Here is a 17,635-nt window from a genome sequence, read left to right as displayed (position 1 = left end):
CTGTGCGGGGGTGGGCAGACGAAGCGAAAATTTTTTAATTTTCTACTTCTTGCCCACTCCCTGAAATCACACTTGAGAATAGATGAATTTCCTAGAAAAATACAAGTAGGCGTTATTGTATGATTTTACTCTTGAGCATAAACAGAAGCTTGATAGACAACATAACAGGACATTAGTACCCAAGTACTTCCTAGAAAACAAGCAAGCCACCCGTAAAAAACGGATGGCTAGTTATTGGGTTAGATGGGTTACTTAAGGTTGTTTAATAACCACGATAATAGTTGATATTAGTTATTATTTGTTGGTTTTCTAAGACCGAAATTGATGCGACTTTCTTCACCTTTCATCAGACGGACCACATTAGTACGATGGCGATAAATCATAAAGGCGGCGATTGCGATAAAGCCAAGACCAAATATTAACGGTTGGGTAAATAAAACATATAAGGCTGCTAATGAAAAACTCGTTAAGGCGGCTAAACTAATAGTGCTCGTTAAATAGATTAATAAAAATAACAATAATACAAAGCTTAAACCAATGAAAAAATTATAACCAGCTAATACTGCAAAAGAAGTGGCGACCACTTTTCCACCACGAAAATTGGCAAAAATAGGATAAGCATGACCTAAAATAGCGGCTATACCAGCTCCCATTATGACCCAATCGGTATTAGGATAAAAGTAATGTGCAAGTATCATCGCCACCAGTCCTTTTAGAACATCAATGACTGACACAAAAATAGCAGCTTTAAATCCAAAATTACGTCCAATATTGGTGGCGCCGCTATTACCACTACCCAATTCACGCACATCAATCTGGTGTTTAATTTTTGAGTACCAAACACCAGTTGGAATTGATCCTAATAAATAACAAATAAATAAAAATATAAATTGCATAATAAACCTCCATCTTTGGATATACGCTATTATTTTACATTAAATAAAGTGAAACAACAATGCTTAACGTACCATAATTAAGACAGCTGTAAGTTTATAATGCATTTATGATTATTTAAACAGCCATATATGTGGTTGTGTAATAAACTTTATAAATTTGTTTGGTTCCATTTATTTATGTATTTATTTTACTTATTTTACAGCGCAGTGGTTGAATGGCCTCAAACTGTGCTGGGGCGGGCAGACGAAGCGAAAATCATTCATTTTCTACTTCTGGTCTACTCCCAACTGTGCGGGGGTGAATAGACGAAGCGGAAATTATTTCATTTTCTCCTTCTAGCCCACTTCCATGTAAGTTGTATTTGCTTAAATTACAAATTTCAAGTAATATTTGAAAAGCAGTAAAGTTATTTGCTATTATAGAAGAGTTGAATATAAGAAAATTTTAGAGGTGATTAAATGTCAGAAACTAAGACGACACCAATTCAATATAATGATGACGCGATTCAAATATTGGAAGGTTTGGACGCAGTAAGAAAAAGACCAGGGATGTATATCGGTTCGACAGACCAAAGAGGATTACATCATTTAATTTATGAGATTGTCGATAATTCAGTCGACGAAGCTTTATCTGGTTTTGCTGATTATATTAAAGTAGAAATTAAAGCAGATGGTAGTGTTCGAGTACAAGATAATGGCCGCGGGATGCCAGTTGGTCAGCACGCAAGTGGGGTACCGACCATTCAAGTTATCTTAACTGTCCTCCATGCGGGTGGTAAGTTTGGTCAAGGGGGCTATAAATCTTCCGGAGGACTTCATGGTGTTGGTGCAAGTGTGGTTAATGCATTATCTTCCTGGTTAGAAGTGACCGTTGAACGTGATGGCAATCTTTATCGAATGCGATTTGAAAATGGAGGGAAACCTGCTTCAAAATTAGTTAAATCAAAAGCTTCAAGTAAAACGGCTCATGGTACTACCGTGCATTTTATGCCAGATAAAAGTATTTTTGGTAGTGCTCATATTAATTCCGAAGTGATTGCTGAACGATTAAGAGAATCTGCCTTTTTATTAAAGGGGTTAACGATTGAACTAGTAGATGAACGCCATGACTACCAAGAAATTTTTCATTATGAAAAAGGATTAGAAGATTTTATTCAATATTTAAATGAAGAAAAAGATGTATTGGGAGATGCGTTCAGTTTTTCAGCGGCAGTGGAAGAATTTGAAGTTGATTTTTCAATGCAATACAATGATGGATACTCCGAAACAATTTTATCATTTGCTAATAATGTTCGGACTGCTTCTGGAGGAACGCATGAAGTCGGTATGAAAACCGGGATTACCAAAGCATTTAATGATTACGGTCGTAAAGTAGGTCTAATTAAGGAAAAAGATAAAAACTTAGAAGGTAGTGATGTTCGTGAAGGTTTGACCGCGGTGGTGTCCGTTCGTATTCCAGAACAATACTTACAATTCGAAGGGCAAACTAAAGAAAAATTGGGTACACCCAAAGCTCGTCCTTTAGTAGAGAATTTAATGTATGAACGTCTTTCAAGTTTCTTAAATGAAAATGGGAATTTTAGCCAAATGATCTTACGCAAGGCGATTCGTGCTCGTGAAACTCGCGAATTAGCGCGTAAAGCTAGAGAAGCCGCTCGTAGTGGGACGAAGAAATCGGCACAAGAAAAATTGATTTCTGGTAAGCTAACCAAAGCCCAGTCAAAAGATGCGAGTAAAAATGAATTATACCTAGTCGAGGGTGATTCAGCGGGTGGGTCCGCAAAATTAGGTCGTGACCGTCGTTATCAAGCTATTTTGCCATTACGTGGTAAAGTAATTAATACTGAAAAAGCGTCAATGCAAGACATTATGAAAAACGAAGAAATCAATACGATGATTTATACTATCGGGGCAGGAGTAGGAACTGATTTTGATATTAATTCCTGTAATTATGACAAAATTATTATTATGACCGATGCGGATACCGATGGGGCTCATATTCAGGTCTTACTCTTGACTTTCTTTTATCGTTATATGAAACCACTACTTGAAGTTGGAAAAGTTTATTTGGCAATGCCACCATTATATAAAGTTTCAAAAGGTTCTGGTAAGAAACAACAAGTAGAATATGCTTGGACCGATGAGGAGTTACAATCAGCGATTAAGAAGATTGGGCGAGGCTATATTATACAACGTTATAAAGGTTTAGGGGAAATGAATGCGGATCAATTATGGGAAACAACGATGAACCCAGATTCTCGAATTTTAATACGTGTGACGATTGATGATGCGGCGCAGGTTGAACGCCGTGTGACGACCTTAATGGGTGCGAAAGTTGAACCGCGTCGTAAATGGATTGAAAGTAATGTTCAATTCACGATGGATGAAGAAGATACTTTATTAAAAGAAAATCAAGGGACTAGTCAGTCTACTGACCAAGCAACAGAAGAGTTAATTAAAGAAGCACATGGATTGAAAGATGATGAAATAGACACATTGGAAGAAGCTCTGGATTTAGAAGAACTTGATAATGGTAGTTCTGACCATTATGTAGTAGACGTGACCGAACAGAATTCAAAAGGCACCAAAAATACTACAAATAATAAAAGCAAAGCGCAATCAACGGCCAACCGTCCACCAGCCAAAACAACAAATAAAAAATCGGCTCAATCAAAATCAAAAGCAAAGACAGTAAAAAAAGAGAACACTAAGCCATTGGATAATGAAGATGATGAAAATGGCCAGTTAGAATTATTTTAGGAGGTAAAACATGGTAAAAGAAAATATTCAAGAATTAAATTTTGCCAGTGTCATTGGAGATCGTTTTGGACGTTATTCTAAATACATCATCCAAGACCGTGCTTTACCTGATATTCGTGATGGATTAAAACCGGTACAACGCCGTATTTTATATGCAATGTACATGGACCGCAATACCGCAAGTAATCCATATCGTAAGTCTGCTAAAACAGTAGGGAATGTAATTGGTAATTATCATCCTCATGGGGATTCTTCTGTTTATGAAGCGATGGTCCGCATGAGTCAAGATTGGAAATTACGCGAAACCTTAATTGATATGCATGGTAATAACGGGAGTATGGATGGCGACCCAGCAGCGGCTATGCGTTATACAGAAGCGCGTTTATCACCCATTGCTGATGAGTTATTACGTGATATTCAACATGAGACGGTTGAGTATCTGCTAAACTTTGACGATACATTAGAAGAGCCAACTGTTTTACCTGCTCGTTTTCCCAATTTATTAGTCAATGGTGCCACCGGTATTTCTGCTGGTTATGCAACTGAAATACCACCTCATAATTTAGGAGAAGTAATTGATGCGGTTATCTATATGCTAACCCATAAGCGCTATCGTTTAGACGATATTATAAAATTAATTCCTGCACCTGATTTTCCGACTGGTGCGATTATTCAAGGGGCAGACCAAATTCGTAAAGCGTATGAAACGGGTCAAGGAAAAATTGTCGTACGTTCTTTAACTGAAATAGAAGACTTAAAAGGTAATAAGCAACAAATTGTGGTGACGGAATTACCATTTGATGTTAATAAAGCCAAATTAATTCAACGTTTGGATGATATTCGTATTCAGAAGAAAATTGAAGGGATATCGGAAGTTCGTGATGAAAGTGACCGAAATGGTGTGCGCGTGGTCATTGAATTAAAACGTGAAGTGAATGCTGAAGGCATCTTACAATATTTATTAAAAAATACTGAATTACAAGTTAATTATCACTTTAATATGGTCGCTATCCATAATCGCCGTCCGGAAGTGGTAGGCTTAATGCAAATGTTGGAAGCTTATATTGATCATCAAAAAGAGGTGATTACGAAGCGTACCAAGCATATGTTAGCAACCGATAAAAAACGGCTACATATTGTAGAAGGTTTGATTCGGGTTGTGTCTATTTTAGACGAAGTGATTGCAGTCATTCGTAACTCGGATAACAAAGCAGATGCTAAGCGCAACTTAGAGCGTGAATTTGATTTTTCAGAAGTTCAATCTGAATCAATCGTTAACTTACAATTATATCGTTTAACCAATACGGATATCGAGGCATTACAAAATGAAAAGCTTGAATTAAATGAGCGAATCATGATGTATCAAAATATTTTAAATAATGAAGATATCTTGAAAAAAGTATTGGCCAATGAATTAAAAGACATTAAAAAACGTTTTGCATCACCAAGAAGAACCATTGTTCAAGATAAAGTTGAAGAAATTATTGTCGAAACGAGTATTATGATTCCCGAAGAACAGGTTTATGTATCGGTAACGAATGAAGGCTATATCAAACGCACCAGTGTCCGCTCATTTAGCGCTTCCGACACGACTGACTTAGGAAGTCGTGATTTGGATTATCCAATCTTTGTAAAAGAGATGAGTACGCATGATGCGATTGTGTTAATTACGAATAAAGGAAACTATATTCATTTACCAGTTCATGAATTACCAGATATTCGTTGGAAAGATATGGGAATGCATATTTCAACCAATTATCATTTAGAAGATGGAGAGCAGTTAATTGCCGCTTTTAAATCGGTAATGGAACCAGATAAATTAAAACCTGAAGCTAATCCAACATTGGTATTGACTAGTCGTAATGGTAAAATTAAGCAAACAACTTTATCACAATTTACAACTTATCGTAGCTATAAAACTAAGACGATGATGGCAATGAAATTACAAGATAAAGAAGATGAATTGGTGTCAGTCCACCTAGCAAAAGTGAATCATGATTATCAAGTGGTTGTGATTACTGAGAAGAGTTATGGTGTCCGTTATGAATTATCAGAAGTGGCGATTAGCGGAACCAAAGCGCAAGGTGTAGTGGCGATTAACTTGAAAGATGACGATCAAGTAGTTGCTTCATTATTAATTGATAAAGCAGTGGAACGTCCACAATTATTAGCATTAACTCAAAGAGCAAATATTAAACGCTTTGACGTAGAGGTTATCTCTCAAGTGAATAACCGCTCAAGTCGGGGACATTTATTATTAAAAGAATTAAAAACGAATCCACATCGTTTTATTCAAGTTTTAGCTTTACAAAAAGGAAATATTCCAGTAGTTATCTTAGGTGACACTGGTAAAACACACGAAATTAAGGCGATGGATATTGCTTTAACCGACCGTTTATCAAACGGGTCCGCTATTCAAGAATTAGAAACTTTGGGTAAAGTTGTCGGAATGTATCCTGCTCGCTTAAAAATGTTAGATGAGGAATAGTTATATTTCGATAGGCTCCATCAAGAGGATGATAAAGATTGATGGGGTCTTTTTTTATTTATTTAAGGTGTGAAATGAACATAAATTTGCTTTTACTCGTCTATCGTTTTGCAGTTTGGCTTGTTTGAGAAAGCTTAGTACAACTCGTTATAAGTATTTGTTAAATATATAATGAAAAATTAGTTAATCACTCACAAATGAAAGCAATATCTGATATAATTAATTTTGTATGTAAAGGAGAGAGGCACAACATGAGAGGCTTATTACCCATTTGGAAAGAAAAAGGCATGACCAGTCATGATGTCGTTTTTCGTCTGCGCAAAATATTAAAAATGAAAAAAATTGGTCATACTGGGACACTTGACCCAGATGTAGACGGAGTTTTATTAGTCTGCTTAGGCGAAGGGACCAAATTGGTTGAATTATTAATGGATGGACAAAAAGAATATCAAGGTTCGATCACTTTAGGATATTCGACCGAAACGGAAGACGCTAGTGGAGAAAAAGTGTCGACCACACCTGTGTTAACTCCTGTCAATATTGATTTAATTGATCAAAAAATGGCTGAAATGGAAGGGCTTATCAACCAGGTTCCACCGTATTATTCAGCGGTGAAAGTCAATGGTCGCAAACTGTATGAATATGCACGAGCTGGGGAAAAAGTGGAGCGTCCGGTAAGACAAGTCCAAATTGATTCCTTTATACGTACCAGTGAGCCTGTTTACAATGAAAGTCAACAAACCCAAACTTGGGATTTTCATGTTGTTTGTGGGAAAGGCACTTATGTTCGTACTTTAGCCGTTGATTTAGGAGAGAAACTCGGATTTGCCAGCCACATGTCGCGGCTAACACGCAATGCAACGGGTGGTTTCAATCAACAGCAAGCGTTAACGCTTGATCAAGTTCAAGTAGCAGTTGAACAAGGAACCATTAACGAGGCAATTTGCCCGATTGAATCAGCGCTGACTGAATTTCCAAGCATCATCTTAACAGAATCACAATATCATGATGTTCAACATGGGAAATTATTACCACATGATTATTTTAATTCATTAGTGTCGGAACCAACCGTCATATTTTATCAAGGATTGGCTCGGGCCATTTACCAACCCCATCCCTTAAAACCAAATTTATTAAAACCATTAAGAATGTTCGTCGAGAACGAATAAGATTACTAGAAAGAAGGGTTTCGTAATGAATATAATAAAATTACATCATCCCTATAATCAAGAACAAATTTTTCCTGGGCCGATTGTCTTAGCATTGGGTTTCTTTGACGGTGTACACCGAGGGCACCAAGCGGTTATTAATACAGCGAAAAAAATTGCGATTGAAAAACAGATGCCTTTAGCAGTAATGACTTTTAATCAGCATCCAAAAATTATTTACCGTCAATTAAACCCAGATGATGTCACTTATTTGACTTTATTAGATCGTAAAGTTGAGCTATTGCGTGCATTAGAGGTAGATGTATTGTATTTAATAGACTATACATTAGAATTCGGTACGCAAAGTCCTCAAGAGTTTGTAGATCGTTACATTGTCGATCTCGGAGCGGTTACGGTGGTAGCCGGTTTTGATTATACCTATGGTAAACAAGAGCTTGCCAATATGAAAACATTGCCGGAACATGCTAAAGGGCGTTTTGACGTCATTGAAGTTCCAGAATTAAAAAATAATAATTTAAAAGTTGGGACTACCAATATTAAGGAATTATTGGTAAACAATCAAATCGAAATCGCCAATGAAGAGCTTGGTTATTTATATCAAACTAGCGGAAAGGTCGTTCACGGGGATAAAAGAGGACGCACAATTGGCTATCCTACAGCTAATGTGCAAATTAATCCGCAAGAGGTATTACCAGGTGTTGGGGTCTATGTCTGCGAGATTGAAGTTGATGGAAAATGGTATCAAGGCATGGCATCCATTGGTTATAATATTACGTTTGAGGCGAATCGCCAAAAAACCTGTGAAGTCTATATATTAGATTTTGAGCAAGACATTTACGGACATTTTGTAAAAGTAAGATGGCATCATTATTTGCGTGGTGAAATGAAATTTGATGGCATTGAAGGTCTCATTCATCAATTAGACCAAGATTTAATGAATACAAAAACGTATTTTGAGCAGCTAGCACAACAGTCAACGACATCTGTTAATGAAAAGGTGAAAGATGATGAATAGAGCGGATGCTGTTTATATCCATATTCCATTTTGTAAGAAAATTTGTCATTATTGTGCCTTTAATAAATATTTCTATGATGGACAACCAGTAGGTCGTTATTTAACGGGCTTAGCCAATGAAATGCGATTATATATGGATGAAGTAAAGTCTACCAAACCATTTGATACGATTTATGTAGGTGGTGGCACACCAAGTTGCTTAAATATTGAAGAATTGACGCAATTATTGGAGAACATCCAACAAATATTACCCTATGATGATCAAACGGAGTATACATTTGAAATTAATCCTGGTGAATTAACTCCAGAAAAATGTCAATTATTGAAGTCTTTTGGTGTTAATCGCGTGAGTATGGGGGTACAGAGTTTTAACGATTTGTTATTGCGAAAAATTGGTCGTAATCATCGTGAACGTCATGTTTATCAATGTATTGAATGGTTAAGAGAAGCTGGACTAACGAATTTAAGTATTGATTTGATATTTAGACTACCGGGACAAACATTAGCCGATTTTGATGATAGTTTAACCAAAGCCTTATCATTAGACTTACCACATTATTCGCTCTATTCTTTAATCATTGAAAATCAAACGGTTTTTCAACAATTACAAAGAGAAGGCAAACTACCATTGCCCTCTGAAGATGTAGATGCCGATATGTTTAAGTTAGCCATTCGCCGTTTAAAAGAGAACGGTATTGAGCAATATGAAGTGAGTAACTTTGCACGACCTGGATTCGAGTCACGTCATAATTTAAAATATTGGCATTATACGCCATATTATGGTTTTGGTGCTGGAGCACATGGTTTTATTGATAATGTTCGATACTATAATAATGGACCCGTTCATCATTATTTAAGAGCTACTGAAGCGAATCAAAAACCGGTTGTGAATCGATTACCATTAACAGAGTCTGATCAAATGGAAGAATTTTTATTTTTAGCTTTAAGAACGACACGTGGTTTCTATTTAAGTGAATTTACGGAGCGTTTTAATCAAGATGCGACCGAATTGTTTGGTGATTTTTTTGTAGAACAACAACAAAATGGCTTATTGACCATTGCGGATGACCATGTTTATTTAACGAGTCGTGGCTTATTTTTAGCGGATACGGTATTTCGTGATTTATTAGGAACGATAACAAAGTAGGGGGAGCTTATGAAAAAAGATCATATTAGAATTTTGGTGAATATCTTTTTGGTTTTATTAGGTAATTTCATTTTTTCGATCGCTGTTAATTCGGTGATTATACCGAATGAATTAGGTGAAGGTGGTATTACGGGGTTCTCATTATTCTTTCTATATGTTTTTAATTGGAATAATGCCATTGTCAGTTTTGTTGTTAACACGATATTACTAATTGTTGGCTGGAAGTTTTTAGATAAAAAGACTATTTTTTATACAATTTTAGCGATTGCGTCATTATCTATTTTTTTACAATATATCCATATAGGAGAATTTATTCCTGAAAATACCATTGTTGCACCATTAGTGGCTGGTTTTTTAATCGGATTATCTGTTGGGATTGTCATCCACGGTAATGGAACGACTGCGGGGACAGATATTTTAGCCTTAATGATGAAAAAATATTTAGGGATTAGCGTGGCACGAGGTCTGTTAATTTTAGACATTATGATTATTACCCCCTTAACCTTTGTCATCGGCTTAGAAAAAGGTGTGATGACGGTCATTACTTTATTGATTACAAGTCAAGTTCTTTCCTTTATTTTGGAAGGATTTAACCCACGTAAAGCTGTTACAATCGTTTCGAATGAGCATCAAGCGATCGCACAGAAAATTACCGATACATTAGATCGTGGTATTACAGTATTAAATGGTTATGGTTTTTATACGCAACTGGAAAAGCATGTGCTATATATTGTCATTAGCGAACGTCAATTACTGGCATTACAAAAAATCGTTCATGAAATTGACCCTAAGGCATTTGTTACCGTCACCGATATTCATCAAGTAGTCGGCGAAGGCTTTACTTTCTTTATTGAACCTGAGAATGATACACCGGCAGTGACCAACCTTTCTAGTAATGAACCTTAATTTATTAGAGCATGATAATATAGAAAAAGCTAGTCATTTCAAGTCGTTACCACGTTTTAATGATGGATTAATCAATGGAAAGTCTGGTATTGCGACCTAAAAGCCGTTATTGCCTTCAATCCAAACTTACCCATAATGACGTGGAAGCAAATAGACGAATACGAAAGTTATAAAGTAAATAGCTAAGTGTATGTATTAAGTAACTGTTAGTACAGGGACCCTAACCAACTTTTTTATGGCTCAATTAATAGCTTTGTTTTTAGCAATTATTTTCTATTTTAAACTAAACATTTTATCATTGTTATACAGAACCTTATAATAGCAACTTTCTGTCGATTAGCACTCTCTATAAAAGAGTGCTAATTTTTTATTAAAAAGTGTTGACAAAGGCTATAGTAGGGTGTATGATATAGATAGGTTAGCACTCCAAGTATATAAGTGCTAATTAGTGAGGTGAGAAAAATAGATGAATTTAACGCCTAGACAACAACAGATATTACAGTTGATTGTTAAATTGTACGGAGAGACCGAAGAACCTATCGGTTCGAGGACTTTATTGCAAAGAAGTATCTTACAAGTAAGTCCAGCTACTGTTCGTAATGATATGATGGCGCTCGAGCAATTAGGGTTTCTAATGAAAGCTCATAGTTCAAGTGGTCGTATTCCTTCTTATGAAGGCTACCAATTTTACATTGATCAATTAATCGAACAAATAAAGCAAGAGTCTGAAAATAAGCCAGAACAATCAAGTAAGCTATTTGGTGAACGTTATTATGATGTTCAACAATTTGTCTTACATGCGACTAATCAGTTAGCACACTATACTGGTTATCCGGTAGTCGTTTTGATTTCGAATCTGAGTCATCGTAGGATGCGCGATTTTAAATTAACCAAATTATCGGATTATCAACTCATTGCGTCAGTGATTAGTGACCATGGACAGGTTGAAAGTCAATTATTTGATTTACCATATGCTTTAAAAGACGAGGCAATCGATAAGATTGAACAAATTATTCAAGATGAATTGATCGATTTAACATTAGATGATGTGTATCAACGTATGAAATTGACAATTCCCTTAAAAATTCAACAGGCTGTTTCAGTACAATTGAATTTTGCCTCTTTAATCAAAAAGGCAATCGAAGCACATGACAGTCAGTATTATCATGTTGCAGGAAAAAATCATTTGTTTGATCTCATTGATCCACAACTACCAACTGAAGGCTGGCGCACTTTGTTTGATTTAATCGATGGAAACGAAGCCTGGTATCAATTTTTAACTGATGCAAAAGTTGGTTTGAATGTCACATTTGATTTTACAACGCCACCGTATCACTTTAAAAATGTAAGTATCGTTACGGCGAAAAGTAAAATTGGCAATCATGTCATTACCTTTGGTTTGGTAGGTCCTGCGACAATGCCTTATCATAAAATTATGACAGGAATGCAAGATTTATTAATCGAACTATCGAATTATTAACAATTAAAAGGAGGTATCGTAGTGGCAGAAGAAAACAAACGTAATGAAGAATTAGATAAAGATGTTTCAGAAGTTGAATTTGAATCCCAAACTACCAAAGATGTTGAAGAAACAACAGCAGAAGTAGAAGCAAGCTCAACTGTTGATGAAACAGTAGAAACAAAGGTGGAAGAGAATCCACTTGCTGAATTAGAAGCAAAAAATGATGCTCTAGAAGACCAAGTGCTAAGATTACAAGCTGAAATTGCGAATATGAAAAGAACGAATGCTAAGGATCGTCAAGATTTAGCAAAATATCGTTCGCAAAAATTAGCAACTTCAATGTTAGAAGTAGTTGATAACTTAGAACGCGCTTTACAAAGCGAGACTAATTCTGATGACGCTAAAGCATTGAAAAAAGGTGTTGAGATGGTTCTCTCACAATTACAAAATGCTTTGGAAAGTGAAAACATTAAAGTCATTGATCCAATGGGAGAAAAATTTGACCCTAATTTCCACCAAGCAGTCAGCGTGATGGAAGCAGAAGAAGGTCAAGATTCTGACGTGGTAATCAATGTTTTACAAAAAGGATATTTATTGCATGAACGCGTGATACGACCAGCAATGGTTATTGTATCTCAATAATTAAATTATAAAGGAGAAATGTAAAATGGCTAAAATTATTGGTATTGACTTAGGTACTACAAACTCAGCTGTCTCTGTCTTAGAAGGTGGAGAAGCAAAAATTATTCCAAACCCAGAAGGTAATCGTACCACACCTTCAGTTGTTGCTTTTAAAAACGATGAAATTCAAGTAGGGGAAGTTGCAAAACGTCAAGCAGTGACAAATCCTAACACTGTAAGCTCAATTAAACGTTATATGGGTGAAGACCATAAAGTTTCAATGGGTGGCAAAGACTACACACCTCAAGAAATTTCAGCGATGATTTTACAATACTTAAAAGGTTTTGCTGAAGATTACTTAGGCGAAAAAGTTGAAAAAGCCGTTATTACGGTACCTGCTTACTTCAACGATGCTCAACGTCAAGCAACAAAAGATGCTGGCCGTATTGCTGGTTTAGAAGTAGAACGTATCGTTAACGAGCCGACAGCAGCAGCTTTAGCTTATGGTTTAGATAAAACTGATAAAGAAGAAAAAGTGTTAGTATTCGACTTAGGTGGCGGTACCTTCGACGTTTCAATTCTTGAATTAGGTGACGGCGTATTCGACGTATTATCTACATCAGGAGACAACCACTTAGGTGGAGATGACTTTGACCAAAAAATTATGGATTATTTAGTAGCAGAATTCAAAAAAGAAAATGGTATTGACTTATCGAAAGATAAAATGGCATTACAACGTTTGAAAGATGCTGCTGAAAAAGCTAAAAAAGATTTATCTGGTGTGACTTCAACACAAATTAGCTTACCATTCATTACAGCAGGAGCAGAAGGTCCATTACATATGGAATTATCATTAACTCGTGCGAAATTTGAAGAATTAACCCATGAATTAGTAGAACGTACAAAACAACCTGTTCGTCAAGCAATTAAAGATGCTGGTTTATCACAATCTGAAATTGACGAAGTTATCTTAGTAGGTGGTTCAACACGTATTCCAGCAGTGGTTGAAGCTGTTCGTAAAGAAACTGGTAAAGAGCCTAACAAATCAGTTAACCCAGACGAAGTGGTTGCAATGGGTGCTGCTATCCAAGGTGGGGTTATCTCAGGTGATGTGAAAGATATCGTCTTATTAGACGTAACACCATTATCATTAGGTATTGAAACAATGGGTGGCGTGTTCACTAAATTAATTGACCGTAACACTACAATTCCAACATCTAAATCACAAGTGTTCTCAACCGCAGCTGATAATCAACCTGCAGTAGATGTACACGTATTACAAGGTGAACGTCAAATGGCAGCTGACAACAAAACATTAGGTCGCTTCCAATTAACGGATATTCCACCTGCACCACGTGGTATCCCTCAAATCGAAGTAACTTTCGACATTGACAAAAACGGTATCGTTAACGTAAGTGCAAAAGATTTAGGTACTCAAAAAGAACAAACGATTACGATTAAATCATCTTCAGGTTTAACTGATGAAGAAATCGATCGTATGGTGAAAGATGCTGAAGCCAACGCAGAAGCAGATAAAGCACGTCGTGAAGAAGCTGACTTACGTAATGAAGTGGATCAATTAATCTTCGCTACTGATAAAACTTTAGATGAATTAAAAGACAAAGTATCTGAAGAAGAAGTTAAAGAAGCAGAAGCAGCACGTGATGAATTGAAAGCAGCCGTTGAAGCAAACGACTTAGAAGCAATGAAAGCTAAACGTGATGCATTAAATGAAGTAGTTCAAAACTTAACCGTTAAATTATATGAACAAGCGGCAGCAGCACAACAAGCAGCAGGTGCTGAAGCAACTTCAGATAACCAAAATGTTGACGGCGTAGTAGATGCTGACTTCGAAGAAGTAGACGAATAATCAACTGCTAATAAGATTGTAAGGTCTGATTCGTTTTGAAGATAATGTTAGACTTTAATGAAGGCTTTTGTTATTAAATACATTCGAACAACCTAATAATTTAGTATGATAGCTGGGGTGGGCGAGGAAGTCAGAAACGATGAGTCTTGGCTTCCAGCTCACTCCTATTTAGTATTTTTCAGATGAATATTGATAAATTCTTAATTTTTGATTATGATAGATAAGTCTACAACGAAGGAGGTTGAAAATGGCAACTAAACGTGATTATTATGAAGTCCTAGGTGTTTCACGCGATGCCTCAGATGCAGAAATAAAAAAAGCATACCGTAAACTCTCAAAACAATATCATCCGGATATTAATAAAGAACCGGGTGCGGACGAAAAATTTAAAGAAATAACAGAAGCGTATGAAATTCTAAGCGATAGCCAAAAACGAGCAGCATATGATCAATATGGTCATGCAGCCAATGATCCTAACTTTGGTGGTGGCTTTGGTGGCGGCTTTGGAGGCTTCGGCGGTGGTGCCGGTGGCTTTGGTGGCTTCGAAGATATTTTCGATACATTCTTTGGTGGCGGCATGGGAGGTGCCAGTCGTCGTCCAAATGCTCCTCAACGAGGAAATGATTTACAATATCGTGTAACCTTAACCTTCGAAGAAGCCATCTTTGGGAAAGAAACGACTATTACGTATAAGCGTAACGAAGAATGTCATACTTGTCATGGTTCCGGAGCCAAGGAAGGTACTGAACCCGTAACTTGTTCGAAATGTCATGGAACAGGTGCGATTCAAGTAGAACGTAATACACCATTTGGTCGTGTGATGACTCAAACAGTCTGTGATGTCTGTCAAGGTACAGGTAAAGAAATTAAAGAAAAATGTCATACTTGTCATGGTGCAGGTATTGAAAATAAAGATCATTCTGTTAAAATTACTATTCCAGCAGGTGTGGATGATGATCAACAAATGCGTTTATCAGGACAAGGTGAAGCCGGTAAAAACGGTGGTCCTTATGGCGATCTATACGTTATTTTCCGTGTGAAACCAAGTGATAAATTTGAACGTAATGGTACTGAAATTTTCTACAATTTACCTATTAATTTCGCACAAGCGGCATTAGGTGACGAAATTACTGTGCCAACGGTTCATGGTAATGTAAAGCTTAAAGTTCCAGCGGGTACTCAAACGGATACCACTTTCCGACTACGTGGCAAGGGAGCACCAAGTGTACGTGGAACAGGAAATGGCGATCAACATGTAACCGTCAAAGTGGTAACACCAACTAAGTTATCTGATAAAGAAAAACAATTATTTAAAGACTTAGCCAAAGAAAGCGGATCGAGTGTAAAAGGACATGACCCAGGCTTTTTTGACAAAGTAAAAGATATGTTTGACGGCAAATAATATATCCTCACTGAGTTGACTTTAAAAGTGGAATTTTCAAGCTGTTTATAATGCAGAGATAGAATAAATAATTTATACCAATGTGTAACTTAGACATCTTCTCATTGTACTTTTGAAAGTCAACTGGATGAGTTATCAAACCGGCCTTACTAGTTAGCTTACCCTAGCTAGTAGGTGTCGGTTTTTTATTTTGAATATCGTTAACAAGAATGTGTTTTAGCGTTTTTTATCTGTAAACAGATAGATTATTATGATGGTGACAGTGGTTATTAGACAAAATTACAGAACTATTCTATTCTCTAGGCTTTTTTGATATAATAAATTTAAGTTTAGAATAAAAAAGGGAAAAGGATTATATAACATGTCTAAAGAATTACAAACGATACCCCAGCATGTTGCGATTATTATGGATGGCAATGGACGTTGGGCTAAAAAAAGATTCATGCCGCGTGTAGCCGGCCATAAACGTGGAGTCGAAACTATTAAGCGTATCACCAAATATGCTAATCGTAAGGGAATTAAGTTAATCACACTTTATGCTTTTTCAACTGAAAATTGGGGACGACCTCAAGATGAAGTTAACTTTTTAATGAAATTACCGGGTGATTTTTTCTCGTCTTTTTTACCAGAATTAATTGAAAATAATTGTCGTGTTGAATGTATTGGTGATATTACCAAATTACCTGAGGATACCCAAAACATTTTAAATAAAGCTATTGCTGAAAGTGCGCATTGTACTGGACTAGTATTAAACTTTGCGATTAATTATGGTGGACAACAAGAGATGATTCAGGCCATCCAGGCGATTAGTCAAAAAGTTAAAGAGGGAGCAATTGAGATAGATCAAATTGATGAGGCATTAGTTGAAGATTATTTATTCACTGCACGTTATGGAGCCATCGCAAAACCTGACTTAGTGATTAGAACCAGTGGTGAGCAACGCTTAAGTAACTTCTTATTATGGCAATCTGCTTATAGCGAATTGTATTTTACAGATGTCTTGTGGCCAGATTTTTCTGAAAAAGATTTTGAAGAAGCGTTGGTTGCTTTTAGTAATCGTAACCGTCGTTTCGGAAAAGTTTAGGAGGGACCGATGAGAACAAGAATTATTGGGGCGATAATGGGGATAGCAGTACTTATTCCCTTTGTTTATTTAGGAAGTCATCCTTTCGCGTATGGCATCCTAGTAGTGGCTATTTTAGGATTATTTGAAATTGCTCGCATGAAACAGATTCAATATTTTAATGCGATTGGTTTGATTTCTTCGCTTGCAGTCGCTTTAATCGTTTTACCAGAACATTATAATTTAAGTTGGATTACTAATTTCAATTCTCAGTTTTTATTTTATTTGTGTGGAATGGCGCTATTGGTTTTAACCGTCTATGGTTATAAAGAAATCAACTTTGAAGAAGTATCGGTATTAATGTTTGCGGCTTTATACGTTGGATTTGGCTTTCGTTTTATTATTTTAATTCGAGATATGGGCCTAGTCACATTAGCTTATCTATTCATTGTGATTTGGGCCACTGATATTGGCGCTTATTTTATTGGTAGAACCTATGGTAAACATAAATTAGCACCGGAAGTCAGTCCCAACAAAACGATTGAAGGTTCTATTGGGGGTGTCCTTTGTGCGATGCTTGCTGGTGTTGTCTTTGTTTTTATTTTCCAACCTAATTTAGGTGATACCAATCATGTTTGGCTATTGAGTATTATCTTATCGCTAGTCGGACAATTTGGTGATTTAGTCGAATCAGCGTTAAAGCGTCATTTTAATGTTAAGGATTCAGGTAAATTTTTACCAGGACACGGTGGTGTATTAGACCGATTTGATAGTTTAATTTTTGCGAGTTTTATGTTTATGATTTGGCTCAATTTATTTCAATAAATAATTCAGCA

12 protein-coding genes and 1 pseudogene are annotated in these 17,635 nt (G+C 36.3%); 12 read left to right on the top strand and 1 reads right to left on the bottom strand.

Annotated features, from left to right (window positions below):
* Window positions 1-287: 287 nt before the first annotated feature.
* Window positions 288-896, bottom strand: coding sequence for a glycerol-3-phosphate 1-O-acyltransferase PlsY (gene plsY / locus HMPREF2811_RS10245; RefSeq protein ID WP_071409244.1), 609 nt, complete (start codon window positions 894-896; stop codon window positions 288-290).
* Between the two features lie 459 nt (window positions 897-1,355).
* Between plsY and parE the strand changes: the two are divergent.
* The 12 genes and pseudogenes from parE to HMPREF2811_RS10185 all read left to right on the top strand — a co-directional run.
* A pseudogene (gene parE, locus HMPREF2811_RS10240) lies at window positions 1,356-3,359 on the top strand (DNA topoisomerase IV subunit B); the annotation flags it as partial.
* Between the two features lie 307 nt (window positions 3,360-3,666).
* On the top strand, window positions 3,667-6,144 hold the full coding sequence (parC, locus tag HMPREF2811_RS10235; protein WP_071409243.1) for a DNA topoisomerase IV subunit A: 2,478 nt from the start codon (window positions 3,667-3,669) through the stop codon (window positions 6,142-6,144).
* Window positions 6,145-6,395: 251 nt separating this feature from the next.
* Window positions 6,396-7,313, top strand: a complete 918-nt coding sequence (truB, locus tag HMPREF2811_RS10230; protein WP_071409242.1) for a tRNA pseudouridine(55) synthase TruB — start codon at window positions 6,396-6,398, stop codon at window positions 7,311-7,313.
* A 25-nt stretch (window positions 7,314-7,338) separates the two neighbouring features.
* On the top strand, window positions 7,339-8,328 hold the full coding sequence (ribF, locus tag HMPREF2811_RS10225; RefSeq protein WP_071409241.1) for a riboflavin biosynthesis protein RibF: 990 nt from the start codon (window positions 7,339-7,341) through the stop codon (window positions 8,326-8,328).
* Window positions 8,318-9,475 carry a radical SAM family heme chaperone HemW gene (gene hemW / locus HMPREF2811_RS10220; RefSeq protein ID WP_246829856.1) on the top strand — a complete coding sequence of 386 codons (1,158 nt, stop codon included), beginning with the start codon at window positions 8,318-8,320 and terminating at the stop codon, window positions 9,473-9,475. The genes ribF and hemW overlap by 11 nt, the downstream gene beginning before the upstream one ends.
* Window positions 9,476-9,484: 9 nt before the next feature.
* Window positions 9,485-10,381, top strand: coding sequence for a YitT family protein (locus HMPREF2811_RS10215; protein ID WP_071409239.1), 897 nt, complete (start codon window positions 9,485-9,487; stop codon window positions 10,379-10,381).
* A 466-nt stretch (window positions 10,382-10,847) separates the two neighbouring features.
* Window positions 10,848-11,861, top strand: a complete 1,014-nt coding sequence (hrcA, locus tag HMPREF2811_RS10210) for a heat-inducible transcriptional repressor HrcA (protein ID WP_071409238.1) — start codon at window positions 10,848-10,850, stop codon at window positions 11,859-11,861.
* 21 nt (window positions 11,862-11,882) lie between these two features.
* On the top strand, window positions 11,883-12,485 hold the full coding sequence (grpE, locus tag HMPREF2811_RS10205; RefSeq protein WP_071409237.1) for a nucleotide exchange factor GrpE: 603 nt from the start codon (window positions 11,883-11,885) through the stop codon (window positions 12,483-12,485).
* Between the two features lie 25 nt (window positions 12,486-12,510).
* Window positions 12,511-14,334 carry a molecular chaperone DnaK gene (gene dnaK / locus HMPREF2811_RS10200; protein WP_071409236.1) on the top strand — a complete coding sequence of 608 codons (1,824 nt, stop codon included), beginning with the start codon at window positions 12,511-12,513 and terminating at the stop codon, window positions 14,332-14,334.
* 247 nt (window positions 14,335-14,581) lie between these two features.
* Window positions 14,582-15,736, top strand: coding sequence for a molecular chaperone DnaJ (dnaJ, locus tag HMPREF2811_RS10195; RefSeq protein ID WP_071409235.1), 1,155 nt, complete (start codon window positions 14,582-14,584; stop codon window positions 15,734-15,736).
* Window positions 15,737-16,070: 334 nt separating this feature from the next.
* Entirely contained in the window at window positions 16,071-16,820 is a 750-nt protein-coding gene (locus HMPREF2811_RS10190) for an isoprenyl transferase (protein WP_256388716.1), read from the top strand.
* 9 nt (window positions 16,821-16,829) lie between these two features.
* Window positions 16,830-17,624, top strand: a complete 795-nt coding sequence (locus tag HMPREF2811_RS10185; RefSeq protein WP_071409233.1) for a phosphatidate cytidylyltransferase — start codon at window positions 16,830-16,832, stop codon at window positions 17,622-17,624.
* Window positions 17,625-17,635: the final 11 nt, after the last annotated feature.

Origin of the sequence: Globicatella sp. HMSC072A10, assembly GCF_001811625.1 — a bacterium.
GTDB classification, from domain to species: domain Bacteria; phylum Bacillota; class Bacilli; order Lactobacillales; family Aerococcaceae; genus Globicatella; species Globicatella sanguinis.
The sequence above is the reverse complement of the archived record's forward strand: the minus strand, read 5'-3'. Positions and strand labels throughout refer to the sequence as shown.